The 26492-nt window shown below is 41.8% G+C and carries 29 protein-coding genes; 20 read left to right on the top strand and 9 right to left on the bottom strand.

Features of this window, described 5'->3' with window-relative positions; translation table 11 throughout:
• Positions 1 to 47 precede the first annotated feature (47 nt).
• Positions 48 to 1649: an RNA repair transcriptional activator RtcR gene (gene rtcR, locus JO943_RS02965; protein ID WP_202739935.1), complete on the top strand. Its 1602-nt coding sequence runs from the start codon at positions 48 to 50 to the stop codon at positions 1647 to 1649.
• Here the strand turns inward: rtcR and JO943_RS02960 are convergent, their stop codons facing one another.
• Both JO943_RS02960 and JO943_RS02955 read right to left on the bottom strand, forming a co-directional pair.
• Positions 1650 to 2720, bottom strand: coding sequence for a DUF2157 domain-containing protein (locus JO943_RS02960; protein WP_202739934.1), 1071 nt, complete (start codon positions 2718 to 2720; stop codon positions 1650 to 1652).
• Positions 2721 to 2812: 92 nt separating this feature from the next.
• Positions 2813 to 3442: an alpha/beta hydrolase gene (locus JO943_RS02955; protein WP_005230875.1), complete on the bottom strand. Its 630-nt coding sequence runs from the start codon at positions 3440 to 3442 to the stop codon at positions 2813 to 2815.
• 126 nt (positions 3443 to 3568) lie between these two features.
• Between JO943_RS02955 and yaaA the strand changes: the two genes are divergently transcribed.
• From yaaA to JO943_RS02935, 4 genes are read left to right on the top strand one after another with little or no spacing between them, the layout of a single operon-like run.
• Entirely contained in the window at positions 3569 to 4351 is a 783-nt protein-coding gene (gene yaaA, locus JO943_RS02950) for a peroxide stress protein YaaA (protein ID WP_202739933.1), read from the top strand.
• A gap of 21 nt (positions 4352 to 4372) precedes the next feature.
• Positions 4373 to 4636, top strand: a complete 264-nt coding sequence (locus tag JO943_RS02945) for a hypothetical protein (RefSeq protein WP_202739932.1) — start codon at positions 4373 to 4375, stop codon at positions 4634 to 4636.
• Between the two features lie 9 nt (positions 4637 to 4645).
• A complete protein-coding gene (locus tag JO943_RS02940) occupies positions 4646 to 5266 on the top strand; it encodes a metal-dependent hydrolase (RefSeq protein ID WP_202739931.1) in 621 nt (206 codons plus the stop codon).
• A 13-nt stretch (positions 5267 to 5279) separates the two neighbouring features.
• Positions 5280 to 5972, top strand: coding sequence for a hypothetical protein (locus JO943_RS02935; protein WP_202739930.1), 693 nt, complete (start codon positions 5280 to 5282; stop codon positions 5970 to 5972).
• Between the two features lie 64 nt (positions 5973 to 6036).
• Here JO943_RS02935 and JO943_RS02930 read toward each other — a convergent pair whose 3' ends face one another.
• The 5 genes from JO943_RS02930 to JO943_RS02910 form a co-directional block, all read right to left on the bottom strand.
• Positions 6037 to 6822: a thiazole synthase gene (locus JO943_RS02930; protein ID WP_004639328.1), complete on the bottom strand. Its 786-nt coding sequence runs from the start codon at positions 6820 to 6822 to the stop codon at positions 6037 to 6039.
• 23 nt (positions 6823 to 6845) lie between these two features.
• Positions 6846 to 7043 carry a sulfur carrier protein ThiS gene (gene thiS / locus JO943_RS02925; RefSeq protein WP_202739929.1) on the bottom strand — a complete coding sequence of 66 codons (198 nt, stop codon included), beginning with the start codon at positions 7041 to 7043 and terminating at the stop codon, positions 6846 to 6848.
• A 9-nt stretch (positions 7044 to 7052) separates the two neighbouring features.
• Positions 7053 to 7418: a DUF423 domain-containing protein gene (locus tag JO943_RS02920; protein ID WP_202739928.1), complete on the bottom strand. Its 366-nt coding sequence runs from the start codon at positions 7416 to 7418 to the stop codon at positions 7053 to 7055.
• 107 nt (positions 7419 to 7525) lie between these two features.
• A complete protein-coding gene (rpoH, locus tag JO943_RS02915; protein WP_005230860.1) occupies positions 7526 to 8395 on the bottom strand; it encodes an RNA polymerase sigma factor RpoH in 870 nt (289 codons plus the stop codon).
• A gap of 131 nt (positions 8396 to 8526) precedes the next feature.
• Positions 8527 to 8766, bottom strand: a complete 240-nt coding sequence (locus JO943_RS02910) for a sulfurtransferase TusA family protein (protein WP_005230859.1) — start codon at positions 8764 to 8766, stop codon at positions 8527 to 8529.
• 356 nt (positions 8767 to 9122) lie between these two features.
• Between JO943_RS02910 and JO943_RS02905 the strand changes: the two genes are divergently transcribed.
• The 3 genes from JO943_RS02905 to fba all read left to right on the top strand — a co-directional run bounded on the left by JO943_RS02905 (position 9123) and on the right by fba (position 11830).
• Positions 9123 to 9335 (top strand): cold-shock protein, encoded by a 213-nt coding sequence (locus tag JO943_RS02905; RefSeq protein WP_004653893.1) that lies wholly within the window; start codon positions 9123 to 9125, stop codon positions 9333 to 9335.
• 101 nt (positions 9336 to 9436) lie between these two features.
• Positions 9437 to 10588, top strand: a complete 1152-nt coding sequence (gene rhlB, locus JO943_RS02900; protein WP_005230851.1) for an ATP-dependent RNA helicase RhlB — start codon at positions 9437 to 9439, stop codon at positions 10586 to 10588.
• A gap of 204 nt (positions 10589 to 10792) precedes the next feature.
• A complete protein-coding gene (gene fba / locus JO943_RS02895; RefSeq protein WP_005230849.1) occupies positions 10793 to 11830 on the top strand; it encodes a class II fructose-bisphosphate aldolase in 1038 nt (345 codons plus the stop codon).
• A 106-nt stretch (positions 11831 to 11936) separates the two neighbouring features.
• On the opposite strand, the gene JO943_RS02890 is transcribed toward fba, so the two are convergent.
• The gene (locus JO943_RS02890) at positions 11937 to 13253 is read right to left on the bottom strand and encodes a peptidylprolyl isomerase (RefSeq protein ID WP_202739927.1); all 1317 of its coding nucleotides are present in this window, start codon (positions 13251 to 13253) and stop codon (positions 11937 to 11939) included.
• Positions 13253 to 15724, bottom strand: a complete 2472-nt coding sequence (locus JO943_RS02885; protein ID WP_202739926.1) for an LPS-assembly protein LptD — start codon at positions 15722 to 15724, stop codon at positions 13253 to 13255. The genes JO943_RS02890 and JO943_RS02885 overlap by 1 nt, the downstream gene beginning before the upstream one ends.
• 118 nt (positions 15725 to 15842) lie before the next feature.
• Here JO943_RS02885 and JO943_RS02880 point away from each other — a divergent pair, with 118 nt between their 5' ends.
• From JO943_RS02880 to JO943_RS02825, 12 genes are all read left to right on the top strand, one after another.
• Positions 15843 to 16856 carry an aminoglycoside phosphotransferase family protein gene (locus JO943_RS02880; protein ID WP_202739925.1) on the top strand — a complete coding sequence of 338 codons (1014 nt, stop codon included), beginning with the start codon at positions 15843 to 15845 and terminating at the stop codon, positions 16854 to 16856.
• A complete protein-coding gene (gene murU / locus JO943_RS02875; RefSeq protein ID WP_202739924.1) occupies positions 16856 to 17545 on the top strand; it encodes an N-acetylmuramate alpha-1-phosphate uridylyltransferase MurU in 690 nt (229 codons plus the stop codon). Before JO943_RS02880 ends, murU begins: the two co-directional genes overlap by 1 nt.
• 174 nt (positions 17546 to 17719) lie before the next feature.
• Complete coding sequence (gene rsmG, locus JO943_RS02870) at positions 17720 to 18355, top strand: 16S rRNA (guanine(527)-N(7))-methyltransferase RsmG (protein ID WP_202739923.1); 636 nt, start codon at positions 17720 to 17722, stop codon at positions 18353 to 18355.
• A 17-nt stretch (positions 18356 to 18372) separates the two neighbouring features.
• Positions 18373 to 19155 (top strand): ParA family protein, encoded by a 783-nt coding sequence (locus JO943_RS02865; RefSeq protein WP_202739922.1) that lies wholly within the window; start codon positions 18373 to 18375, stop codon positions 19153 to 19155.
• The gene (locus JO943_RS02860) at positions 19152 to 20039 is read left to right on the top strand and encodes a ParB/RepB/Spo0J family partition protein (protein WP_005230838.1); all 888 of its coding nucleotides are present in this window, start codon (positions 19152 to 19154) and stop codon (positions 20037 to 20039) included. The genes JO943_RS02865 and JO943_RS02860 overlap by 4 nt, the downstream gene beginning before the upstream one ends.
• A gap of 47 nt (positions 20040 to 20086) precedes the next feature.
• Complete coding sequence (locus JO943_RS02855) at positions 20087 to 20716, top strand: MotA/TolQ/ExbB proton channel family protein (RefSeq protein WP_202739921.1); 630 nt, start codon at positions 20087 to 20089, stop codon at positions 20714 to 20716.
• Positions 20717 to 20730: 14 nt separating this feature from the next.
• A complete protein-coding gene (locus JO943_RS02850) occupies positions 20731 to 21159 on the top strand; it encodes an ExbD/TolR family protein (protein ID WP_202739920.1) in 429 nt (142 codons plus the stop codon).
• The gene (gene msbA, locus JO943_RS02845) at positions 21156 to 22883 is read left to right on the top strand and encodes a lipid A export permease/ATP-binding protein MsbA (protein WP_202739919.1); all 1728 of its coding nucleotides are present in this window, start codon (positions 21156 to 21158) and stop codon (positions 22881 to 22883) included. The genes JO943_RS02850 and msbA overlap by 4 nt, the downstream gene beginning before the upstream one ends.
• A 2-nt stretch (positions 22884 to 22885) precedes the next feature.
• Entirely contained in the window at positions 22886 to 23893 is a 1008-nt protein-coding gene (gene lpxK, locus JO943_RS02840) for a tetraacyldisaccharide 4'-kinase (protein WP_202739918.1), read from the top strand.
• A 9-nt stretch (positions 23894 to 23902) separates the two neighbouring features.
• Positions 23903 to 24664, top strand: a complete 762-nt coding sequence (kdsB, locus tag JO943_RS02835) for a 3-deoxy-manno-octulosonate cytidylyltransferase (protein ID WP_150952747.1) — start codon at positions 23903 to 23905, stop codon at positions 24662 to 24664.
• A gap of 4 nt (positions 24665 to 24668) precedes the next feature.
• Positions 24669 to 25652 (top strand): DNA polymerase III subunit delta', encoded by a 984-nt coding sequence (locus tag JO943_RS02830; RefSeq protein WP_150953139.1) that lies wholly within the window; start codon positions 24669 to 24671, stop codon positions 25650 to 25652.
• 204 nt (positions 25653 to 25856) lie between these two features.
• A complete protein-coding gene (locus JO943_RS02825; protein WP_005286255.1) occupies positions 25857 to 26162 on the top strand; it encodes a hypothetical protein in 306 nt (101 codons plus the stop codon).
• Positions 26163 to 26492 lie beyond the last annotated feature (330 nt).

The raw sequence follows: 26492 nt of genomic DNA, 5'->3' as shown, positions 1-26492 counted from the left end.
AAATGCGTATTGTATAGGATAGTCATATATAAAATATTATAGAAATTATGCTGAATGCAAAGAAAACTGTCGTGATTGGCTTTGTCGGCTCTACTTTAGATCAGGGCAAGCGTCCTGACCGATGGCAACGCTGGCGTCCAACCTTGAGCCTTCTGATGCATGAAGATCTGATGGTGGATGAACTGGTACTGTTGCATGATCGGCAACATCATAATCTAGTTAAATTTATTGCTGAAGATGCCCAGCACTTATCGCCATCGAGCACTGTCTCAGGCCAGCGTGTCAGTATTCGTGATCCTTGGGATTTTGCCGAGGTCTATGGTGCGCTGTATGACTTTGTGAAAATTTATCCTTTTGATACGGAAAACAATAACTATCTTTTGCATATCACCACAGGTACTCATGTTGCGCAAATTTGTTGGTATCTATTGGTCGATGCCAATTATCTACCTGCCAAGCTGATTCAAAGTGCACCCAACCAACAAAAAACGCCCGAAGGTGAATACCGCGTCATCGATCTGGACTTGTCACGTTATGATGTGCTCAAGCAACGTTTTGAAGATGAACAGCAACAAAACTGGCAACAGTTAAAAGCCAATATTTCAACCTATAACCACGAATTTAATCAATTGATCACCGAGGTTGAGTTGGTGGCGACACGTTCCAGCGCACCGATTTTGATTATGGGTGCCACAGGTGTAGGTAAATCGCATTTAGCCAAACAAATCTTTCAATTAAAGAAAGACAAATTTCATTTGAGTGGGCGTTTTATTGATGTGAACTGTGCAACGTTACGTGGCGATAGTGCCATGTCGAGTTTGTTTGGGCATATCAAAGGGGCTTTTACAGGTGCAGCGGCTTCACGAACAGGTTTATTAAAAAGTGCTGATCAGGGTATTTTATTTCTGGATGAAATTGGTGAGCTTGGGCTAGATGAGCAAGCAATGTTGCTGAAGGCACTTGAGGACAAATCCTTCTTTCCTGTTGGAAGTGATAAAGAGGTTCAGGCCGATTTTCAACTGATTGCAGGCACAAATAAAGACCTGAGAGCCGAAGTGCAAGCAGGTCATTTCCGAGAGGATTTATGGGCGCGACTGAATACCTGGACTTTCTTTTTACCGAATCTTAAAGATCGAATTGAAGATATTGCCCCGAATGTTGAGTTTGAATTGCAACGCTTTGCGGCAAATCATCAACGACAATTACGTTTTCAACGTGATGCCCTCGATGTGTATTTGAAATTTGCCAAGTCTAAAGAAGCATCGTGGCAGGGGAATTTCCGGGATTTAACCGCCAGTGTGACCCGATTAGCGACATTATCCAGTGGTGAGTTGATCCGTTTAGAAACGGTGGAAAAAGAGATTCAGCGTTTAAAGCAACTGTGGTCGATTCAAACCACACAAAACCAATCTAAAGATATCGATATTCTCCTCAAATATTTAGATCAAACCCAGTTGCGCGAGATTGATGAATTTGATCAGATTCAGCTGCGTGGCGTGCTACAAGTCTGTGAACATGCCAAATCGATGGCAGATGCTGGCCGCCAACTGTTTGCTGCTTCACGCCAGCAACGTAACACCACCAATGACAGCGACCGGGTCAAAAAGTATTTGGCCCGGTTTGGCTTGAGTTGGCGTAACTTTCAGTAATCATTCAGCTGGATATTCTTTCTTGATTCTGGATTGGTTGGGTAGAAACTCCAAGTTCCAAAGTTTTTCGGCATGTCGGCCAATCCACCAGAAAGATGCAGCGAGCAAGATAAAGAAAATAGCTTTGTGTATGCCATTCCAGAAGAACTCAAAATACTTGGTGTAGAGGTTAATAAATAGGAAAGTGATACCAAAACCGCGTGAGGTGGCATCATCATGTTTTAAACCATAAACAATCGCAATGATGGCAATAAAGGCAAATAAAACGCCCCAATGTAGTAACTCGTATTGTTTAACGTTATACCAGCTACTCAAGTCACCATAATTGCCAAAAATCGAGAGAATCCATAAAGCAATAAACAGATAAAGCAGTCCCATGACATAAGTTGGATGGGCGAAATCTCTAAAATATGTATAGCGTTTAAATAGCAGGCTTAAGCCAATCAAGGCACCGCCAAAAAAGACAAAGCGTAACGGGAAGTTCATGCCTAGGTAATAGGCACCCCAACCTGACATATAGCCAGTTTCCGTCCCAAACCAAGAACCGAGCGCAAGCAGCGAGAATACCCAGATCAGTTTTGAGGGGAACCAGAACGCAAGTGCTGCATAAATAAGAGTGGAGAGCAGAAATAACAAAGAAAAATGACCACTGCCTGTATCAATCGCTTGTCCGAAATAGGCGACGGACGCTGCGGTAGATAGCACGCCTGCGAAAATAATCGCTTCATTGCTAAATTGATGCTGGGGTTTGGTTCTACGTCGACGATAGGCAAAGCCATAAAAGCCGGCCGCCACCACAGCAAAAATCAGACATGGGATAATCTTGGAATCGATAAAGATTTTTTCAATCAGCTCCATCAAGAACTGATCGGCAGTTATTGCAGCGATGGCAATCACGGCACAAATCATTGCAATCCAGAATGAGTATTTTGCCATTCGTTCCCAGTCAAATGGACGAATCGAAAAACTATGCTTTAACTTGTTGGCCACATCGGGCGTAATCGTGCCTTGTTGCTGCCATTGTTCAATGGTTTGTTTTAAAAAAAGTCCCTGTTTTTTATTGAATTTCATTATTAAAGAACCCAATGTCTGTACATCTCTACTGATATAACAGACATTGGATTCAAAACACGTATATTTTTCTTAGTAATTTGTTGTTAAGTCTACAGTTTTAAAAAACGGGCAATGACCTGACGCAATTGTTTTAGATAACCTGTAAAGAAATGATTGGCGCCTGGCAAAATCGTGATCGGATGTTTTTGTGGTTTTGCCCACGCGATCATATCTGAGAGCAGGGTAATATCATCTTGCTCGCCATGAACAAACAGGATATCGCCGTCGATAGCTGGGGTCTTGTAATGACGTAAATCGACGACCGAACCCGTAGGTAAGCCACATAACACCAGTTGTTTGGGGCGTAATTCTTCGCTGAGTTGGGCTTGGCATTTTGCCAATACGTGAGAGCCGAAGCTGAAACCACCTGCATAGAAGGTTAAACCTGCATGTTTTGCACGTGCATATTCAATCACTGCCATAATGTCATCCGTTTCGCCGTGTCCCTGATCATGGGTGCCTTCACTGCCAGCTAAACCACGGAAGCTAGGACGATATACGACACAGCCCATTTCATTAAAAATCTGAGCCAGCAGTACAGGGACTTTATGATTTGGTGTTCCACCTTGCAAGGGATGTGGATGGCAGACCACAGCAAAACCTGTGACTTCACCTTGAGGTTGATCGACAAACATTTCAATTTGACCAACAGGACCCTGGATGAATAATTGCTCAGACATAAGATACGCAATGGATAATGGAAGAATCCACTATTTTACCGATAATGAAGAATGAAAACACGAATTGGCATTAAAAATTATCAACTGTTATAGTTTCATCAAGTTAAATTTATTTTTTGATTGATTATGCTTGCTTTAATTTCTCCAGCGAAAACACTTGATTACACAACGGCTTTACCTACGGATACATTTACTCAGCCACGTTTATTAGAACAATCACAGCAGTTGATTGATGTATGTCGCAAGCTTTCTGCGAGTGAAATCGCATCGTTGATGACCGTGAGCGAGAAAATCGCCACCTTGAATGTAGAACGTTTCCGTGACTGGAATGCAGATTTTGATTTTTCCAATGCACGTCAAGCCTTGTTTGCATTTAAAGGCGATGTGTATACCGGTTTAGATGCTTATCACTTAAACGATCAGGATATTGATTTTGCACAGCAGCATTTGCGTATGTTGTCTGGTCTTTATGGTTTATTACGTCCATTGGATTTGATGATGCCGTACCGTTTGGAAATGGGAACTAAACTAAAAAATAGCCGTGGACATAATCTATATGAATTCTGGGGCAGTATGATCACCGATCAAATTAACCAGGATTTAGCTGAAATTGATGCAAAAGTATTGGTAAATTTGGCCTCTGACGAATATTATAAATCTGTGAATGAAAAGAAAATTCAGGCAGAAATCATCAAGCCTGTATTCTTGGATCAGAAAAACGGAAAATACAAAGTCATTAGTTTCTATGCGAAAAAAGCGCGTGGGCTGATGGCGAGATACTTGATTGAAAATAAATCAAGCCAAGTAGAACAATTAAAAGCATTTGATAGTGAAGGGTATTACTTTGATGCTGAAAGTTCATCGGATAAAGAATTGGTCTTTAAACGAGATGAACAGCACGCAGCTTAGATTTGCCTTGGGCAGGGTGGGATGTTAACCAAACAGCATTTATTAAAACACGCGATATCGTCTGATCAAGTCCGAATCAAAGGGCATCTGACCGAACCTCGGAGTTATGGGGTGTATGCATTGCCTTTAGATACGGATGGCACTCGACGGTTCCGGTTTGGTAATCATCCTGTCCGTCAACATGAGCTAAAACATGAGTTTGGTTCCTGTACCTTGTATCAGCTCTTTCTTGAGCGTAAAGATGCTGAATCCTTGGCAAAGTGGCTGAATAAAGCAATTCAATGAGGATGAGCAATGCAGCAATATTTAAGCTTATTAGAAAAATCATGGTTTGAGCTGCATCGGCATTATCATTTCTCTGAACCGCAGAAAATTTTTAACAAGTTGATTGCTGCCTATAGTGAAAAACAGCGGGCTTATCATACGCTTCAGCACTTGTATGAATGTCTGGTTTTACTTGATTCAATTCGACCTGATTTAAAAGATGCTTATTCAGTTGAGTTAGCACTCTGGTTTCATGATGCGATCTATGATCCGCAAGCAAAAGATAATGAGCTGAAAAGTGCAGAGCTATTTGAACAGTATTTGGCTCAAGATTTATCAATTGATATCGTTCAGAAGATAAAGCAATGGATTGTTGCCACGCAAAAGCACGAATCGACGAATGAGTTGGATTTGCAGTTTTTATTAGATATCGATTTGGCGATTCTAGCGGCTTCACCAGAACGTTTCGAGGAGTATGAGCAACAGATTCAACAAGAATATGCTTGGGTAGATCTAGATGTTTATGCGATTAAAAGAAAAGAAGTTCTCGCACATTTTTATCAAGCAGAACCGTTGTATCAAACCGAATATTTTCAACAGAATTTTGGGCAAAGAGCGAAGCAAAATTTAAATCGAATATTAAACATTTAGAATTGAGAGAATCATGGACCAGCTAATTCAAACATTGAAAGAGCTAGCGAAACAGCATCCGTTAGAAAAATATTTTATATGGGAGTTGCCAGAAAGTAATCCATTACCAATCCCTGTGCATCTTGCCTCAATATTTGAGCAAAATATTTATTTAAAACATAATTTCAATTCTTTATTGAATTCAGACGATTTAGCTGGTCGGTACTGGTTGATTCAAGAGTGGGGAGGCATACGTTCTTTTAAGCAAAATCCTAAAAATGACCTGTTATTGCTTAAATTTGAAAGTGAACTTACAAAAGGTGCTTTAACAAGAACTACTTTTTCAGTGATCTCTTCTTTATCAAAAGTCGCATCATTTATGGATCATCAGGCTTATGCAGTTTATGATTCCAGAGTCATTTATTCTTTAAACTGGTTGTTGTTTAAATATTCAACATTCAAGGAGTTTTATCCTCAGCCGATTGGAAGGAATGCTGATATAACTCAATATGAACTTAATACGATTTTTAATTTGTTTGATGGTCCTGTGAACTATAAAACTCACCGCATTGCTTATCATGATTATTGCCAATTAATGAAAAAATTATCGATGGAAGTATATGCTAAGAGTGAGCCGTATTGGGCTGAAATGCTTTTGTTTATCCTTGCACCAAAATATATTGTGAATGATATAAAAAGTTCATTACAGATAGCATTAAAATGCTAGAAAGAAATGAGTGTTTTGGCGATTAAAAAAAGGGAGCAAATAGCTCCCTTTGCTTTTTCTTTTCTTACTTAAAGAAATATCCAGTCTCAGGCGAGCTGGCATTGGCCATACGCTTACGCGGCATACGACCCGCCAAGAATGCTTCACGGCCTGCTTCAACGGCTTTTTTCATGGCAGAAGCCATCAAGATTGGATTTTGAGCCGCAGCAATCGCCGTGTTCATCAGTACGCCGTCACAGCCGAGTTCCATTGCAATGGCTGCATCACTGGCAGTACCCACACCAGCATCCACCAATACAGGAACTTTGGCATTTTCTTTGATGATGGAAATGGTATGTGGATTCAAAATACCGAGACCTGAACCAATCAAACTGCCCAAAGGCATGATCGCGACACAACCCATGCTTTCAAGTTCTTGGGCAACAATCGGGTCATCCGAGGTGTAAACCATGATTTCAAAACCATCATCAATCAAGGTTTGCGCTGCTTTAAGCGTTGCTGTCACATTCGGGTACAAGGTTTTTTCATCACCGAGTACTTCCAGCTTTACCAGATTATGTCCATCAAGTAGCTCACGAGCCAGCATACAGGTACGAATTGCACTATCTGCATCAAAACAGCCAGCAGTATTCGGCAGAATGGTGTATTTCTCTGGTGGAATCACTGAAAGCAGATTCGGCTGATCTGCATGTTGTCCGATATTCACACGACGAATCGCAACGGTGACAATTTCTGCACCACTTGCTTGAATGGCTAAGTCGGTTTCATTTAAATCTTTATATTTACCAGTTCCAACCAATAAACGTGATTGAAAAGTACGAGAACCGATAATTAAAGGGGAATCTTGCATGGGCTTACTCCATTTTTAGCCAATTAGCCGCCACCAACAGCTTGAATAATTTCAATATGATCTTCTGGAGCAATCAATGTCTGCTCAAGTCTACTTTTCGGAATAATCTGTTGGTTTTTTTCTACAGCAAAACGTTTGCCTTCAAGCGCCAGGCTTTGAATGAGTTGCTGCAGATTTTCACAAGACGTGTCTGTTGACTCGCCGTTTAAATAGATATGCATGATAAATCCTTATTTCGCATGCTTGATCGCTTGCCATGCGAGCATGATCCAGCCCGCGATCATAAATGCACCGCCAATCGGGGTGATGGCACCTAAGATTCTAGGTAGACCAAGCGCCATAATGTACAACGAACCACAGAAAAAGATGATGCCAATTTGAATCAAAATATAAGGAATTTTTATAGGGAATGTTGCAGTGGTTTTATGTAGGACACCTAAAATCAGTAACCCAATCGCATGATAGAAAAAGTACTGGGTTGCTGTATTCCACCAAGCCAGTTGTTCTGGTGTGGCAAAAGATTTGAGGCCATGAGCACCGAAAGCGCCTAACATCACTGCAAGCGCAAGATTAAGCGCCGAGATTGCTATCCACATAATGAGAATGGAACTAGAAACTTGATGAACAAAGTTAACATATTCGGGAGTTTAAACAAAGCCAGATAAAACAAAAGGGCATGAAAGCCCTTGTGTTTGAATTAATCTTAACTCGCAGACATGGCGGTTTTGATTTTTTCCATGGCATTTTTTTCTAGCTGGCGAATACGTTCAGCAGAAACGTTATATTCAGCAGCCAGTTCGTGCAAAGTGGATTTGTCATCATCTAACCAGCGGCGCTGTAAAATATTACGTGAGCGATCATCAAGCTGGTCCATCGCTTCATGCAAGGCAGAAGTGCTTTGCTCTTCGTAATCTTCTTCCTCAATCAGACGTGCAGGGTCGTAACGATTATCTTCGAGATACAATGCTGGTGCAGTATGCGGGGTATCATCATCATCATCGCCTTGAGCTTCAAAAGCAGCATCATAGGCAGTTAAACGACCTTCCATTTCTAACACCTGTTCAGGTGTAACATTCAAATCATTGGCAATCGATTTGGCTTCTTCCAAAGTCAATCGCTTGCTCGATTTCTTGAGGCTACGCAAGTTAAAGAACAGTTTACGTTGTGCCTTGGTGGTCGCAATCTTGACAATACGCCAGTTACGGATCACATATTCGTGAATTTCAGCTTTGATCCAGTGCACAGCAAAAGAAACTAAACGAACTCCCATATTAGGGTCGAAACGTTTCACTGCTTTCATCAGTCCGAGGTTACCTTCTTGGATGAGATCACCTTGTGGCAATCCGTAACCTGCGTAACTACGTGCGATATGTACGACAAAGCGGAGGTGTGACATTACCAAAAGTTTGGCAGCATCAAGGTCTTGGTCATAATAGTAACGTTCAGCAAGTTCTTTTTCCTGCTCGGCCGTTAAAATTGGAATTTGATTGACAGTACTGATATATGCACCAAGGTTTACACCTGGCGCAGACAATGACAGGGGCATCAATTGATTGCTGCTGTCAGTAGTCATGGATTCTCCTTATAGGATGGTATTTAAGTCAACAATTTCATCTTAATGCGAATGCTCTTCATCACTAAGGAAATTTGAGTATAGAAATGTAAAGTAAACTATTTTATCTTTACCAAGAGTTTAGCAAAGAATCACATAGATTCAATTAAATAGTGAAATTCATGCTCTGAAATTTTTTGTGTCTGGCATTGAAGTTGCTGAATTTGGCAATATCGTGTTACATCAATTTCACTATGTGGATCAGATGATTTCAACAAAAACTGTTTGGAATGATCCGCTTTTTTTAAAGCACGTTTTAACATCAGCAAGGGCATAGGACAGGGCTGTCCTAATGCATCAATGATTTCCGGGGTGTTGATTGTGTCGGTCATATTCAATTAAATCACTTCATTCAAAATTATCTTAACAAATTTCTGCGTAATTTTTATGATAAAAATTCCATTAAAAAAACAGCTAAATTATTGAAAAAAACAGATAGAACAGATGGAAATAACTAAAAATAGTTCTATTAATTGTCATAAACCCGTGATAAGCTCGATGCGTTTTAGGAAGAGTTTAATACACAATTAATGTAATAAACCCTATAACAAATGGATGTAACCGGAAATTGTTGATAGTTTTACAGAATGATTACAAGCTTTAAAATTATAAATATTTTAAAACCTTGTTGGCTCTGCTGTTTGCAACACCGGAAGATCCTTATCTTTCAATATCTGAGGATTGACTTATGACAGCTCGTGAACAAGGCGTAGTAAAGTGGTTTAACGACACTAAAGGCTTTGGTTTTATTCAGCGTAATGGTGGTGATGACGTATTCGTTCATTTCCGCGCAATTATGGGCGATGGCCACCGTTCTTTACGTGACGGCCAACGCGTAGAATTCAGTGTTGTTCAAGGACAAAAAGGTTTCCAAGCTGAAAACGTTCAGCCTTTAGACTAATTTGTTGCCTTAACGCAATATAAAAACGCTCCAATGTAATTTGGGGCGTTTTTGTTTATAATAGCCACTTTCTTTTGGTCATTGATGGTTCGAGAGCATATATGACGACTGGTTTTGAAACCTTAAATTTACATCCGCAGTTGAAGAAAGCGATTGATGCTTTGGGTTTTACAAAAATGACCCCAATTCAGCAAAAGGTTTTAAAATATACATTAGCAGGGCATGATGCCATTGGTCGGGCACAAACGGGTACTGGTAAAACGGCTGCCTTCTTGATTAGCGTGATCAATGATCTGTTGAATAATCCAGTTCAAGAACAGCGTTTTCGTGGTGAGCCACGTGCGTTAATTTTAGCGCCAACTCGTGAGTTAGCGTTACAGATCGAAAGTGATGCGCAAGCATTAACCAAATTTTCAAATTTGCATCTGGTCACTTTGTTGGGTGGTGTGGATTTTGAAAAGCAAAAAAAAATGCTGGACCGTAATTTTGTCGATATTATTGTGGCTACACCGGGCCGTTTAATTGATTTTGTCGAGCAAAAAGAAGTCTGGTTAGACAAAATTGAATTCTTGGTGATTGACGAAGCAGACCGCTTGCTTGATATGGGCTTTATCCCGTCAGTGAAGAGAATTGTTCGTTTTTCACCGTTTAAAGAGCAACGCCAAACCCTGATGTTTTCTGCAACATTTAGCTATGATGTGCTCAATCTTGCCCGTCAATGGTTGTTTGAGCCGGTTACAGTTGAAATCGAGCCTGAGCAGAAAACCAATAACGATGTTGAACAGCGGGTTTATGTGGTTGCGAAAGAAGATAAGTACAAACTGTTGCAAGAAATCCTGCGTGAAGAACCGATTGATAAAGTCATGATCTTTGCCAACCGTCGTGATCAGGTGCGTCGTTTGTATGATCATTTGAAACGTGATGGTTATCGTGTGGGGATGTTATCAGGTGAAATTGCACAAGATAAGCGTCTGAAGATGCTGGATCAATTCAAGCAGGGTAAGAACAATATCATGATCGCGACCGATGTTGCGGGGCGTGGTATCCATGTTGATGGTGTTTCGCATGTGATTAACTTTACCTTACCTGAACAGTCGGATGATTATGTTCACCGTATTGGCCGTACAGGTCGTGCAGGTGCACAAGGCGTGAGTATTAGTTTTTTGTCGGAAGATGATGCTTTCTATTTGCCTGAAATTGAAAAAGCAATTGGTAAGAAATTGCCTTTAACGCGTTTAGAGGGTTATTGCTAACTCTTAATATGTTTGATTAAGACTAAACGATTGCTTCTGAAAAAAAGGCCAAATCATTCCGTGATTTGGTCTTTTTGATTATTTAGTAAGATTTGCTACCCAAATTACACAAAACACTAAAGATTTTTTTATAATTCCTGTGATTAGTTGCTGAATTGAAATAAATCAACATGTAGAATATGGCGCATTACCTGGGAGGATATTATGGCTCTAATCTCAATGCGCCAGCTCTTGGATCACGCTGCAGAATATAACTACGGCGTACCAGCGTTTAACGTAAACAACTTAGAACAAATGCGTGCAATCATGCTCGCTGCGGATGCAACAAATTCACCTGTCATCGTGCAAGCTTCGGCTGGTGCGCGCAAATACGCAGGTGCACCTTTCTTACGTCACCTTATTTTAGCTGCGATTGAAGAGTGGCCACATATTCCAGTGGTAATGCATCAAGATCATGGTACAAGTCCAGATGTTTGCCAACGTTCGATCCAGTTGGGCTTCAGCTCAGTGATGATGGATGGTTCATTGGGTGCGGATGGTAAGACACCAACAACCTATGATTATAACGTTGATGTAACCCGTCGCGTGGTTGCAATGGCGCATGCTTGCGGTGTTTCTGTTGAAGGTGAGATTGGTTGCCTGGGTAGCCTTGAAACTGGTATGGCGGGTGAAGAAGATGGTGTAGGCGCTGAAGGCGTACTCGATCATTCTCAATTACTGACTTCTGTTGAAGAAGCGACCCAGTTCGTGGCGGATACCAATGTAGATGCTTTGGCAATTGCTGTTGGTACTTCACACGGTGCATATAAGTTTACTCGTCCACCTACAGGCGATATTCTTGCAATTGACCGTATCAAAGAAATTCATGCTGCATTGCCAAACACGCATCTTGTAATGCATGGTTCAAGCTCTGTGCCGCAAGAATGGTTAGCAGTGATTAACCAGTACGGTGGTGATATTAAAGAAACTTATGGTGTGCCTGTAGATCAGCTGGTTGAAGCGATCAAACATGGTGTGCGTAAGATTAATATTGACACCGATTTACGTTTGGCTTCTACGGGTGCAATGCGTCGTATGATGGCAGAAAAACCAAGTGAATTTGATCCACGTAAATTCTTTGGCGAAACTGTTGAAGCAATGAAAGAAATCTGTGTTGCGCGTTACGAAGCATTTGGTACCGCAGGGCATGCAGACAAGATTCGTCCAATTTCTTTAGAGAAAATGGTTGATCGTTACAAATAATTTATTTGTAATGCACAAAAAATAGCGGCTAGTGCCGCTATTTTTTTATGTCATTTTTGGAAAAATAAAATGCCAGCACATGGCTGGCATTCTACTTGAGCTTAACTTACTTTTTTTGCTGAGCTTTAGAGTCCAGGTTGGCATCTTTGATTTCAACATAAGCATTGGCGCGAAGTTCACGCATCCAGCTATCGACTTCAGTATCAAACAGGCGTTCACCCAGAATTTGACGTGCCATACGTTCTTGCACTTCTTTGGTCATGTCCTGCTGGCGAGTATCGGTTACTTGCAGAATATGCCAGCCGAATTGACTCTGGAACGGTTGGCTGACTTGACCAACAGGGGTCTCTTTCATAACTTTTTCAAATTCAGGCACCATCACACCAGGACTAACCCAGCCTAAGCTACCGCCATCACGTGCCGAGCCTGTATCATTTGAATAAGTTGCGGCCAAGGTCGCGAAATCATCACCCGCTTTAGCACGTTTGTAGAGACTATCAATCATTTGCTTGGCACGATCCAGACTCACCACTTCAGAAGGCTGAATCAGGATATGACGGGTCTGGTATTGTGGAACCAGTGCTTTTTGGTCATTCTGTTTGCGTTCCAGTAACTTTAAGACATGTATGCCATCACGAACATTGATCAGTTCAGTTGTTTGTCCCACTTGAAGTGGGGTGATGCGCGCTGCCAGTTCGGTTGGAATTTCTGACAGTGAACGGAAGCCCATATCAAGACCATCGACTTTTACAGCGGCAGTGGAAAGTTTGCTGCTGATGGCTTTAGGATCATCACTGGTTGACAGTGATTGTTTAACCTGTTGAGCAACTTGCTGAGCGGCATCGGCATTGTCACCAGAAATACGCATATGAATCACGTGAACCTGTGTACCGAGTGCGGCCTGACCTTCCGGAGATTTCAGGAAGTTTTCAACGTCATGATCACTGATCTTGATGCGTGACATCACTTGCTGTTGACGTAAACGGCCAATAGCAAGGTCTTCCGCAACACGGTTACGCAAGTTTTCATAAGTACCAGGTGCAATAGTGTCTAGTTTTTGCTGAAACGCTTCTAGCGAGTTGGCACCCGATTGATTGGCAACTTTTAGCACTGCAGCATTTAAGGTTTTTTCATCTGCTTTAATGCCGTAACGCTTGACCTGTTCAAGCTGGGCTTGGCGGACAATCAGTTGGTCTAAAACCTGCATTTGCAAGTATTGTTGCGGTGGAACTGTTTTGTTTTGTGCTTTTAATTGATGTTCTGTCTCAGCAACACCTTGTTCTAAATCACTTTTAAGAATGACACTATTGTCCACAATTGCCACAACCTCATCCGTCGGTTGAGCAAAGCTTTGCATTGATGAAGAAATTAGGGCAGCGAGAACAGTGGCTCTAAAGATATGTTGAAAAGGTTTTATCTTCATTAACGTTGTGTCCAAGATTGATTAATTTTGTTGAAACCTAAAACTCTATTCTCCAGAAGTGAAGCGAGCTTATTGTTTAAAGCACCAAGACCTTTTAGCGTGAATTCAGCCATAACTGCATTCTTTTTACGAACGTCTGGCATATTTGGATCATCCAGATCGTTATAGTAAGAGCGGCCATAGACTGACACAGCCCAACAACAAGATTCATAATTTACGCCAAGTAAGTATTCGCGCATCACGTTGTTGTCGATGTCGTATTGAGCATGACCCATAATACGCCAATTGTCTTTTACAGGTTGTATAAAGGATGCAACCACTTGGTCATAAGCGTTTTGACGATCAGGAATATCTTTGCGGTAGAAATAGCCTAAGTTATATAGATTGCCTTTGTCGCCGGTATAGTAGGCTTGGAAATCACGTTGCGCATTCTCACCATTGGACATCCAGGCTGCATTCGAGCTAATGGTGACGTTCTGGTTAAGCTGACTAGACAGGCTGACGATAGGGCCGGTACGGCGTTGGGTGTCAAATTCATCCAGTTTTTCATTTAGGCTGACACGACGATCACTAAAATAATAACTTTGTCCGACACTGGCTTTAATCCGTTCTAAACCTTCAGTATCTAAAAGGCTATAAGTTACACCCAGTGACAAGAAGTTATTGTCGTCTAAGCGGTCATGACCATAGAAACGGTAGGAGTTAAATAGTTGATCATAATTGATTGACGCAGAGGTCGAATCAAAGTTTGGATGATCATCCTGTTTTCTATACGGGGAATAAGCATAAAAAGCACGAGGTGAAATACTTTGTAGATACTTACCATCTTTTTCAAAGGTCATCCCTGTTGCTAGGGTGAACTGTGGTACTACCACTGATTTTTCTAAATCATCAGAAGCTGATAATCCACGTCCTTCTTTGGAATCCTGATCGAAGAAGGTATTGATGCTACGCACAGAAACTTCTGGCACAACATAGAACCATGATGGCGTCAGGTAGTTGTATCGGACTGCAAACTGGTTGTAGATACGGGTACCGCTTGATTCCAGCGCAGAACCATCTTCAATTGATTTCTTGAAGTATGCGGTATCGTTATTAAATTCATATTGCAGACCTTGTGGGTCACCCGTGACATAATTTAATAAGAATTGTGGCAGTCGGGCATAAGGCTTGTCTGCATCTTTAATGGTTTTATCTAGCGTCTGGAAGTCTTCGACTTTTAACTGCGCTCTAAGACCAGGAATTCCATTTGCATAGTTGAGTTCCCAGGCACGACGTAAATTCAGATCAGTACGGGTGTTGGGGTTGTTATTAAAGTCAGCAAAATAATCTTTATCTGATGCGTAGTTATATTCAAGATTGGTCGACCACTGGTCATTAATATTCCAGTTATGAAGAAAGTGAAGGTCTTCACGGTCCTGGTCATCATATTGATTATCTTGAGCAATATAACCACCCCAAATACGACCTGAACCGAAGTTTTCAGTCATATAGCGGAATTCGGCATCTAATTTAGCACCGCGTTTGCTCATAAAGCTTGGTGTAAGCGTAAGGTCGTAATTCGGTGCAAGGTTGAGATAAACCGGCGCAGCAAGTTGAGCGCCACCATCATTACTGTAGCCAAAGTTTGGGCTGAGTAAACCTGTGGTGCGGCGGTCATCGATTGGGAAATTGAAATAAGGAACGGCGAGGACGGGTACATCTTTTACGTAAAATTTTGTACCACGGGTCACACCACGACCTGTATCCTGATTTAACTCAATTTCTTTGGCCTGAATCTTCCATGCCGGTTTTTGTTCTGGTGGACATGCGGTATAACTCGCATCTTTAAAGATCACCAGATTCTCATTGGCACGTTTGATCTGACTGGCATGACCATGTGCATGTTGTTGTTCTGAGATATAGAAACTGTTATTTAAATCCCCGGTCTGGGTCTTTAAATTATAGTTAATCGCATCACTTTGGGTGAGCAGGCCAGATTGCGCTAGTTGCACTCGGCCTTCGGCATTGGCATGCGTTTGAGTCGAATCAATAGTCACCTGATCGGCACGAATAGTACGACCTTCCTGATCGATAACCACGTTGCCCTGAAGCACAGAGTCACCCGCTGGATTGTAGTGTCCATAATCCGCTGTAATTACCGAGGTAGTTGTACTTGCATCGCCTGCCTTGGTTTCGGGATTAATCGGCGTAACCCAGGTACCTTGGCAAAAAGAGGAGCTTAAATAGCGGTTGTCGCGCAATTGTGCTTCTGGTGCAGATTTGTCTACGTAATATTGCTGGAAAAAACTTTCTCCAGGATAACTTTCCTGGTCTTGCTGTCCTTGATTTCGAATGGCTGCTTTGAGCTGTTTGTTGTCAAGCGTAGAGACAGCATCAGCTGGTGCCGCGAAACTGGATTGAATCGAGCCGCCGCACAAGAGTGTCAAAATAGCTGTTGCTAAAGGATTAAATTTAAACTGATGTTTCATTGTCTCATTAACCAGTACGCTAATTCACAATTAATTATTGTCGCATCATAGAGAAAAAGTTGATAAGTGGCTACACTTAAGCTTTCAAAATCTCAGCTAGTTTTAGATTTTATTGCAAATGAATACACAACGTGAACAATTGATACAAACTTGGCTTCAAGCCACTCTCCAATCCGATCTGTTCGAGATCAACTTTTTAGCAGGAGATGCAAGCTTTCGTCGTTATGCGCGAATTAAGTTACAAAACAAAACATATATGCTCATGGACGCGCCGCCTGAAAAAGAAGATTGTGCACCATTTGTAAATATCGATGAGTTCTTTGACAAAAATGGTGTGCGTGTTCCGCATATCGTTGCTAAAGACCTGACATTGGGTTTATTGCTTCTGGAAGATTTTGGTGATGTGGTGCTATCAACATTACTGAATGATAAGACAGTAGATGAGTACTATGCGCAAAGCTTTAAACAGTTGATTGAACTGCAACAGGTGGATGGGCAGGCTCATTTACCGGCTTATTCTTATGAAAAGCTCATGACTGAAATGCGTTTGCTGACCGAATGGATGTTGCCTTCATTAAATATTCAGCCGACAGAGCAGCAGTTAGAAACCATTGAGCAAGCGTTTGACTTTCTGGCAATTGAAGCGACTCAACAGCCGCAAGTGATTGTACATCGTGATTTTCACAGTCGTAATCTGATGAAAATTGAAGGTGAGCAGGAACTGGGGGTGATTGATTTTCAGGATGCAGTGATTGGTGCGGATACCTATGATCTGATTTCGATTACCCGTGATGCCTATGTGCAGTGGAATGCTGAACGTGTGTATCAATGGTTTGAAGTGTTCTATAACTTATTACCAGCTTCTGCCAAAGAAAATCGTAGTTTTGAGCAGTTTAAACGTGATGCCGACCTGATGGCGATTCAGCGCCATATCAAGATTTTAGGTATTTTTGTCCGTTTATTCGAACGTGATGGCAAATCAGGTTACTTAAAAGATTTACCACGTGTAATGTGGTACTTACTTGAAGAAAGCCAAGGCTATGATGAATTGAATGAGTTTATGCAATTTATCAATGATGTGGTGATGCCTAAGTTTATTGCCAAATACGGTGATTACGAGGTTGCAGCATAATGAAAGCGATGATTCTTGCCGCTGGCTTAGGTAATCGCATGCGTCCACTGACGTTGCATACACCAAAGCCGCTACTAGAAGTCGGTGGGAAACCGCTGATTGTCTGGCACATTGAAAAACTGCAGAAAATTGGTGTCACCGAAATTGTGATCAATACCGCGTGGTTAGGTGATAAGTTGGTTGCTGCGTTGGGTGATGGTTCTCAGTTTGGTGTGACGATCTTGTGGTCGCACGAAGGTGAAGGTCTGGAAACGGCAGGCGGTATCATCAATGCCTTGCCATTACTGGGTGATGAGCCTTTCATTCTGGTGAATGGTGATGTCTGGACCACCATGGACTTTTCATCATTACTGAATGTTCAGTTAGAAGATAAGCTAGCGCATTTGGTCTTGGTCGAAAATCCGCCTCAACATTTAAAGGGAGACTTCATCCTGGCAAATGATTTGGCTTATACTTTTGAGCAAGAACCGCTAGGGGAAGCCTTAACCTATAGTGGTGTGGCTGTTATAGCGCCACACATGTTTACTGGGCTAGAAAATGGTAAGCGACCTTTGGCACCTTTGTTGAAACAGGCGATGCAACAGCAGCACGTTTCAGCAGAAAAGATGCAGGCGATCTGGGTCGATGTCGGGACACCTGAGCGTCTAGAGCAGCTTGATCAGCAGATCAAGCAAGGTGCGTTTGCATAACAAAAATTGCTTTGTCTATCTTGGATTTGCCTAAGAAAAGACAAAAACTTAATGGATTGTGCAGTTTATCATGCCTGTAAATGATTAACTGCATAATCGTTCAACAAGTCCTACTGTGCCTTGTATCAGAAATCGGTATACTGCACAGCAAATTTATCGAGATGTTGCACTGTTATGCATCCTTTTTTTCAAGAATTAAAGCAAGGTAGTCAAGCTCTGGGTCTGAACCTGAGTGAGGACACCCTAACACTCTTATTGAAATATCAAGATGCGCTGGTGCTGTGGAATAAGGCCTATAATTTAACGGCGATTCGTGAGCCGAAAGAAATGCTGGTTAAACATTTATTAGATAGCTTAAGTATCTTGAATGATTTACCACAAGGTCGTTTATTAGATGTAGGGACTGGCGGTGGAATGCCGGGCATGATCATTGCATTATGTCAGCCAGAACGTGCTTGCGTGCTGCTGGATTCGAACGGGAAAAAGATCCGATTCCTGAAGCAGTTTATTGCTGATTTGAAACTGCAAAATGTCATTGCCGTTCAGACACGTGTTGAAAATGAAGATAGTATTGGTGAGCTTGGTCAGTTCGATGTCATTACAAGTCGCGCATTTGCGTCTTTGACAGACTTTGTCGATGCAGCACAACCATATATGCATGAGCAGAGTATTATTGCTGCAATGAAAGGCTTGATTCCAGCTGATGAAATTGAGCAAATGAAAGATGAGTATTCATGTAAGATCATTGAACTTCGTGTCCCGAGATTAGATGAACAACGTCATTTACTTTTACTTCAACGTATTCAATAAAAATATTAAGGGTAATCATGGCTCAAATTATTGCGATTGCAAACCAAAAAGGTGGTGTAGGGAAAACCACGACAGCAGTCAATCTTGCTGCTTCTTTGGCGATCTTGAAAAAACGTGTCTTGTTGGTTGATATGGACTCACAAGGGAATGCCACCATGGGGTCTGGCATTCAAAAGAATGATTTACTGTATTCGGTGACAGATGTGTTGCTGGGTGAAGTGCCGATTGAAACTGCGATTCAAAAAGCAGAAGTCGGTTATAAGGTTTTAGGTGCGAACCGTGAACTTGCTGGGGTAGAACTGGCAATTGCAGAGCAGGAAGGACGTGAATTCATTCTGAAAAATGCACTGCAAGAAGTCGCTTCTGCTTTTGACTATATTATTATTGATTGCGCACCAAGCTTAAGTCTGATTACGGTCAATGCTTTGGCTGCCGTGAATGGCGTGATTATTCCAATGCAATGCGAGTACTATGCACTAGAAGGCTTGGCTGATCTGACACAAACCATTGATCGCATACAAAAAGCCCTGAATCCAAACTTGGAAATTGTAGGGGTATTACGTACCATGTATGACGCTCGTAACGCATTGACACGTGATGTCTCTGCCGAGTTAGAGCAATATTTTGGTAAAAAGCTATACGAGACCGTGATTCCGCGGAATATCCGTTTGGCGGAAGCGCCAGCTCATGGTTTACCTGTGATCTATTTTGAGAAAAGCTCTAAAGGCGCAGTTTCATATTTGAATCTCGCTGCAGAAATATTGAAGAAAAGTAAAGTGAAAAAAGGAAGTGCTGTATGAGCATCAAAAAACGCGGATTGGCTAAAGGTCGTGGTTTAGATGCGCTATTAGGTTCAATTCAGAAAGAGAAATTGCAACTTGAAGCACAGGCCTTGGACCATGGTCAACTCAAGCAGATTGATGTCAATTTATTAAAGCGTGGTGAATATCAGCCACGTCGCTTTATTCAGGAACAAGATCTACAAGAGCTTGCAGCATCGATTGAAAAACATGGTGTCATGCAACCGATTGTGATTCGTCCTGTTGAGGATGAGCAGCATCCATACGAAATTATTGCCGGTGAGCGTCGTTGGCGCGCGGCGCAATTGGCTGGTCTGACTGAAATTCCGGCAATTGTTCGTGATCTAAACGATCAGGTGGCGATTGCCTTGGCGTTAATTGAAAACATTCAGCGTCAGGATTTAAATCCAATTGATCAGGCAATGGCTCTACAGCGTTTCCATGACGAGTTTGGTTTAAGTCATCAGGAAATTGCCGATACTGTTGGCAAGGCGCGTACCACGGTCAGTAATTTACTGCGCCTTTTAAGCCTTGCAGATCCGATTAAAGACCTGATGCAACAGGGTCAAATCGATATGGGACATGCACGTGCCATTCTTGCCTTAAAAACCAAAGACCAGATTTCAGTGGCGCAAATCGTGATTGAAAAAGGCTTATCGGTACGTCAAACTGAACAGTTAGTACGTGAGTGGAGTGAACCAAAACCTGAAAAGGAAAAGGCGCAGCTTTCTCCTGACATTGAACAATTGACCCAGAAACTCTCAGAGCGTTTCGGAGCAAATGTCAAAATTGACCATAACCAGAAAGGTAAAGGAAAAATGGTCATTCACTATCACTCATTGGATGAGTTGGATGGAATCCTCAATATTTGTTTACCTAACTAATATTTAGGATACGTCCTTTTATATTTTAAATATTATTGGGGAATAATATGTGGGAACTTGTGAAAGCGGGTGGCTGGTTAATGCTGCCCCTTATTCTGTCATCAATTTTTACGGTTGCGATTACGATTGAACGCTATATTCGTTTAAAGCGATCACAAGTTTTACCTCAGGCCTTACTGGTCAATGCAACAGATGCTGACACGGTAATTGCACAGCTTGAGCAAGATGAAGCTTTAAAAAGTCCACTCGGACGTATTTTAAAAGCAGGTTATGATCATCAGGCACAAGGTGAACAATTTGCACGTGCGCAAATGGAAGCAACGGCTTCACAAGAGATCGGCGCACTCGAAAAAAATATTAATTTTCTTGGAACATTAAGTGCAATTGCACCTTTGCTGGGTTTACTGGGTACGGTGCTGGGAATTATCGAATCTTTCCTGGTAATTGATGTGGGCTCTGCGGGCAATGCCAGCATGATGATGCCCGGTATTTCAAAAGCATTGATTACCACAGCAGTGGGGATGCTGATTGCGATTCCTGCCATGATTGCCTATCGTTATTTTCAACGTGTCGTGCATGAATATATTGCAGAGCTGGAACAGCAATCGACTTTGTTTCATGCTGCGCTTTTTTATAAAAAAGCGTCTCCTTTACAAGAACACCGTCGCGCAAGCTGAGCCGGGGTGGCATCATGAAATTTAAACGTTCTCAAGTTGAAGATATTCATATTAATTTGACACCAATGATTGACTGTTTGTTATTTATTTTGGTGTTTTTATTATTATCCACGACTTTTAGTCAGCAAAGTCGTATAAATCTGACACTGCCTGATGCACAAGGTGTTCCGCCTAAACAGTTCGATCATAAAATTGAAATCATGGTAGACTCCACAGGGCATTATTCTGTGAATGGTCAGGCTTTATCCAGTAAAGATATTGCCGATTTAAGTACGGCCATCAAGCAGGTGGCACAAGATCGTCGCGATTTGATGTTTATTATTGCTGCTGATGCAAAAGCCACTCACCAAGACGTGATTCGGGTGATGGATGTGGCTGGCCAGCTCGGCTTCGTCAACGTCAATATCAGCACTAAAGTTTCAACTAGAGGTTTTACTGAGTGAATCAAGATTTTAAGGTTTATGTCCGCTTAATATCATATTTAAAATCTTATTGGGGCGTTGCCTTATTTGTCTTGCTTGGTTTTGGTATCAATGCTGCCACAGAAGTCTCTGTGGCAAAGTTGCTGAAATACATTATCGATGCAATTCAAAATGGTAGTCGAGAGAATCTGGACTGGTTTCCTGCGCTGATTGTCTTGCTCATGTTCTTCCGCGGCGTGGGTTTGTTCCTCGGTGGATATTTCTCGGCGGTGATTTCCCGTAGTCTGGTATTCAGCATTCGTCAGGAAGTTTATGCAAAGCTTTTAAGACTGCCAGCTCAGTATTATCTCGATAACAGTGCCGGTCATATCAGCGCAAAGCTGATGTATAACGTTGAGCAGCTTACCGCAGCATCTTCTGAGTCTTTGCAGACTTTGATTAAAGACGGTCTGATTGTGATTGGTCTGTTGAGTTATCTACTCTATACCAACTGGCGTTTAACCCTATGTATCGTGGTTTTCATGCCGTTTATTGGTATTCTGGTCAGAATCGCATCGAAAAAGATGCGTAAGCTCTCGATTCAGGTACAAAATACCATGGGTGATGTAAACCATGTGGTACAAGAAACCATTACTGCAAACTCGGTGGTGAAGAGCTTTACTGGCGAAGAATTTGAGCAGAAGCGCTTTTATAAGTCATCTGAAGAAAACTTACGTCGCGGCCTGAAAATGGTTGTGGTACAAAACATTAACAGCCCAATCATTCAGCTGTTGTTGTCGATGGCGATGGCGATTATCCTCTGGCTGGCACTCCGTCCACAGGTGTTTGGTGATACCTCTGCGGGTGAGTTCATTTCATTCATCACTGCTGCGGGTCTGATCTCTAAACCGGTCAAGAATTTGACCGATATCAATGAAAAACTGCAACGCGGTCTGGCTGCAGCACACTCGGTATTTGAGTTATTGGATTTACCTGAAGAAGTAAATAATGGCCAGTTGAAACCGGTTTTAAAAGGCAATATTCAATTTGATCATGCCAACTTGCGTTATGAAGATGGTACTCATGCCATTAAAGATTTATCTTTAACCATCAAGGCGGGGCAAACGGTCGCACTGGTGGGGCGTTCTGGTGCGGGTAAAACCTCATTGGTTAACATGTTGCCACGTTTTCAAGAGTTGAGCGAAGGTCAGATTTATTATGATGGCATTGCGGTCAAAGAAATTGAGCTGGCTTATTTACGTTCTCAAATTGCCACAGTGAATCAGCAGGTTGTACTGTTTAACCGTTCAGTACGTGACAATATTGCCTATGGTCAATTACAGGATTCAAGTGATGAACAGGTGATTGCGGCAGCAAAAGCAGCCTATGCCCATGATTTCATCATGAATCTGCCACAAGGCTATGACACCATTCTGGGGGCGCAGGGCCTAAACCTTTCTGGTGGTCAGCGTCAACGTATTGCGATTGCCCGTGCGATTCTTAAAGATTCGCCAATCTTGATTCTTGATGAAGCAACCAGTGCACTGGATAATGAGTCTGAATACTTTATCCAGCAAGCCTTTGATGAAGCGATGCAAGGTCGTACTACCATCGTGATTGCCCATCGTTTATCCACCGTTGAGAATGCCGATCTGATTGTGGTAATGGATAAAGGCCAGATTATTGAGCAAGGTACCCACGCTGAGCTGTTGGCCAAGCATGGTATGTATTATCAATTACATCAACGCAATTTTGAGGAAGACTAAGCATGTCGATGGCGCAACGTATACAGGATGCTTGGAATGAACAGGCTTCATGGTTGGTGGTGTTGCGCCCACTGTCATGGTTGTATCGATTGGGCTTCTGTACCAATCAGGCACTTTATAAAAGTGGATTAAAAAAAGTCTATAAAGCACCTGTTCCGGTCATGGTGATTGGCAATATCACGGTCGGCGGTAGTGGCAAAACTCCTTTGCTGATCCAGTTGGTCAAATACTTGCAACAGCAGGGTGTTCGGGTCGGTGTGATTAGTCGGGGTTATGGAGCTGAAGGGCCGTTTCCGCTTTTGGTTAGCCAAACATCCGAACCTGATATTGCTGGCGATGAACCTTGTCTGATCGTCCAGTCGACTCAGGTGCCTATGGCTGTTGGTCCCAATCGACAGGCTGCAATTGAACTCTTACTGCAAAATGAGCAGCTTGATCTGATTATTAGTGATGATGGTTTACAGCATTGGGCTCTAGCTCGCGATATAGAATGGATTGTGCTGGATCAGCATCGTGGTCTGGGCAATGAGAAACTATTGCCAGAAGGTTATTTAAGAGAGCCTAAATCTCGCTTAAACCACAGTACGGTGATTGAACATACCAAAGCGGCACAACCTCGGCAGAATATGCATCTGGAAGTGGGTCAGCCTTATCTGCTCAATCCTCATCTGGATACGCCTTGGTTCGATCCAAAGCAATATTTTAATGCGGTGGTCGGTATTGGTTTTCCTCAACGGTTTTACCAGACATTGAATAAGCTCGGGGTTGATCAGTATCAGGCACATGAATTTCCCGATCATCATGATTATGAAATCGCTGATCTAAGCTTTGATAATCCTGATGCAATCATTACCACTGAAAAAGATGCGGTAAAATTTAAGGCATTATTAAAGCAACATCCTGAATTTAATATTCCGATCTGGGTGATCCCCGTCGAAGCCGTATTGTCGCCTGACTGTTATGTGCTATTAAAGCAACAATTAAAACAGGTTGGCATTCAACTTTCTTAGAGATCTATCATGAAGCATATTGTTATTCCTGCTCGTTTTGCGAGCTCTCGTTTGCCAGGAAAACCCTTACTCCTGATTCATGGCCGACCAATGATTTTGCGTGTGGTGGATCAGGCGAAAAAAGTTGCCGGTTTTGATGATTTATGTGTTGCAACAGACGATCCGCGTATTGCAGCAGTCTGTCAGGCAGAAGGCGTAGATGTGGTTCTAACCCATCCTGAACATCCCTCTGGTACCGATCGTTTAAGTGAGGTTGCGCGCATTAAGGGGTGGGCAGCAGATGATGTGATTGTCAATGTACAAGGGGATGAACCTTTATTGCCAGCTCAACTGGTACAGCAGGTCACACAGCTTTTGCTTGATCATCCGCAATGCTCAATGTCGACCTTGTGTGAACCGATTCATCAGTTAGATGAGTTTCAACGTGACAGCATTGTCAAAGTGGTGATGAATAAGTGTAATGAGGCGCTTTATTTCAGTCGCGCGACCATTCCTTATGATCGTGATGGTGCCAAGCAAGCTGTCGCCGCATTACATACCCAGGCATTCCGCCATTTAGGTTTATATGCTTACCGTGTGAAATTGTTACAAGAATATGTGACGTGGGAACAGGGCAAGCTGGAAAAGCTGGAAAGCCTTGAGCAATTACGGGTTTTGGAAAATGGCCATCGTATTGCCATTGATGTTGCAGAAGCGAATTTACCTCCGGGCGTAGATACACAGGCAGATTTAGATCGTCTCAATACTCTACCTGTGAGTGCATTTGAATAAGATGATGGTCGATACACACAAACAAACCCTTTACCCTTGGCATGCACAGACCTGGCAACTGCTCAGTACACGATTTCCTCATCTTGGACATGGGCTACTGTTTTATGGCAAACAAGGCTGCGCCAAAAAAGAGTTTGCAGAACGTTTTGTCGCTTGGGTGCTTTGTTTAAATAAACAGGCGCAAGCGGCTTGTGGTGAATGTACTAGCTGTCAGTGGCTGAAATCGGATACGCATCCGAATTATGTACATATCACCACAGACGAGGAAAATAAAAAACAAAACGCAAAAATCAAGATTGAGAAAATACGCGACCTACTGCCATTTGTGCAACAAACCGGGGAAGGCTGGCGTGTTGTGGTCATCGAGCCTGCAGAAGCCTTAAACACGGCTTCGGCAAATGCTTTATTGAAAACACTGGAAGAACCCGGCGAGCGCGTCGTATTAATTTTACTTGCTGATCATTATTTGAAATTACCCGCTACCATTCGCAGTAGATTACAGCATTTTGCGTTAGATCGTTTAACGCTTGAGGATGCGCAGACTTTTGTCAAACAGCAAATTCCAGAAATTTCATCGCAACAAGTGTCATTATTATTAAATCTTGCTAATGATATGCCGCTGACCGCGATTGAAATTGAAAAAAGTGACTGGCTGCAGAAACGTAGACTCTTTCTTGCCGACTGGCTGAAGTTGGTTGCGGAAAAAAACATGCCTTTGCATTACTCAAATAAGTGGTCTAAAGAGCTCAGTTTTTCTGAATTCTTGACCATGTTTGAATATCTGCTGGGGGATTTGGTGAGTTTGAAACTCAACCAGACACTTAAGAATGATGATCTGGATTTTAGTCAGCTGGTTGAGTGTTATAACCTTGAGCAGCTGTTTACCATCTATTCTGACTTGCAACAGAAAAAGCGCATGGTTGAGCAGAATGTTCAAACACAACTGGTCATGGATGAGCTGTTTATTCAGCTCATGAATGTGGCTTGAGTTTATCTAAATCATTCTGCTGATTTCTGATCTGAGTAAAATAGCAGGGTAAAGGAAACGTATTAAAATAAATACCTTATCCTGCTTGGCAAGATTTATATAAAAATTGTATCTAAAATGTACATTACTCTTTAATCCTTGATCAAAAAAGAATATAAAATGTGAAGCACTTCACAATAATATTAAAAAATAAGGAATATCGAGATGAAAAACAAATCTATCGCGATTGCATTGTCTTGTATGCTTTTACCAGCTATGGCAGTGGCTGAACCCAAGTTCGTTTCAAATATTAATGGGTCGTCTTTTCAGATTAATGCCTCCAATACAGGGTCACAGGCTTACGAATGTGTGTACAGTTATTCTTTTAATCATGTCCGAGGTTCAGGCGTCAGTCAGTTTAGTGGCAAATTCTATATTGAAGCTGGAGCCAATAATATTTCGGTCATTGCCAGAAATACTGATCAAATGATCAGTAAATTAGACTTTGATTATAAGTGTACTGAAAAATAAACCACTTTATTTTGCAGGATTGAATTGAAAACCGCTGATTACAGCGGTTTTTTAATCAAGTCCTTAAATTTCTTGTCATTTCTTTTCAATTGTCATCTATTCTAAACCAAGCGCGTGCATGATACGGAAAGCGGTAAATAAATTTCATTTTCTGTATTTAAAACACAATTTTCCTAAACATCATTTGTTGTTTGCTGGATTGTTTTCTATAATTCAGTCATAAAAGACGTATACATATTAAATGAACGAAGATGAAAGATGATGCTATAAATCCGATAAATATCGTTTGAAGTTTTATAGATAAATCGCAAGTACACGTTCTGTATTTTA

The sequence above is a fragment of the Acinetobacter sp. 'aerobic (ED)' genome (genome assembly GCF_904886855.1).
GTDB lineage: Bacteria > Pseudomonadota > Gammaproteobacteria > Pseudomonadales > Moraxellaceae > Acinetobacter > Acinetobacter courvalinii.
This window is presented reverse-complemented; position numbering and strand designations above follow the sequence as displayed.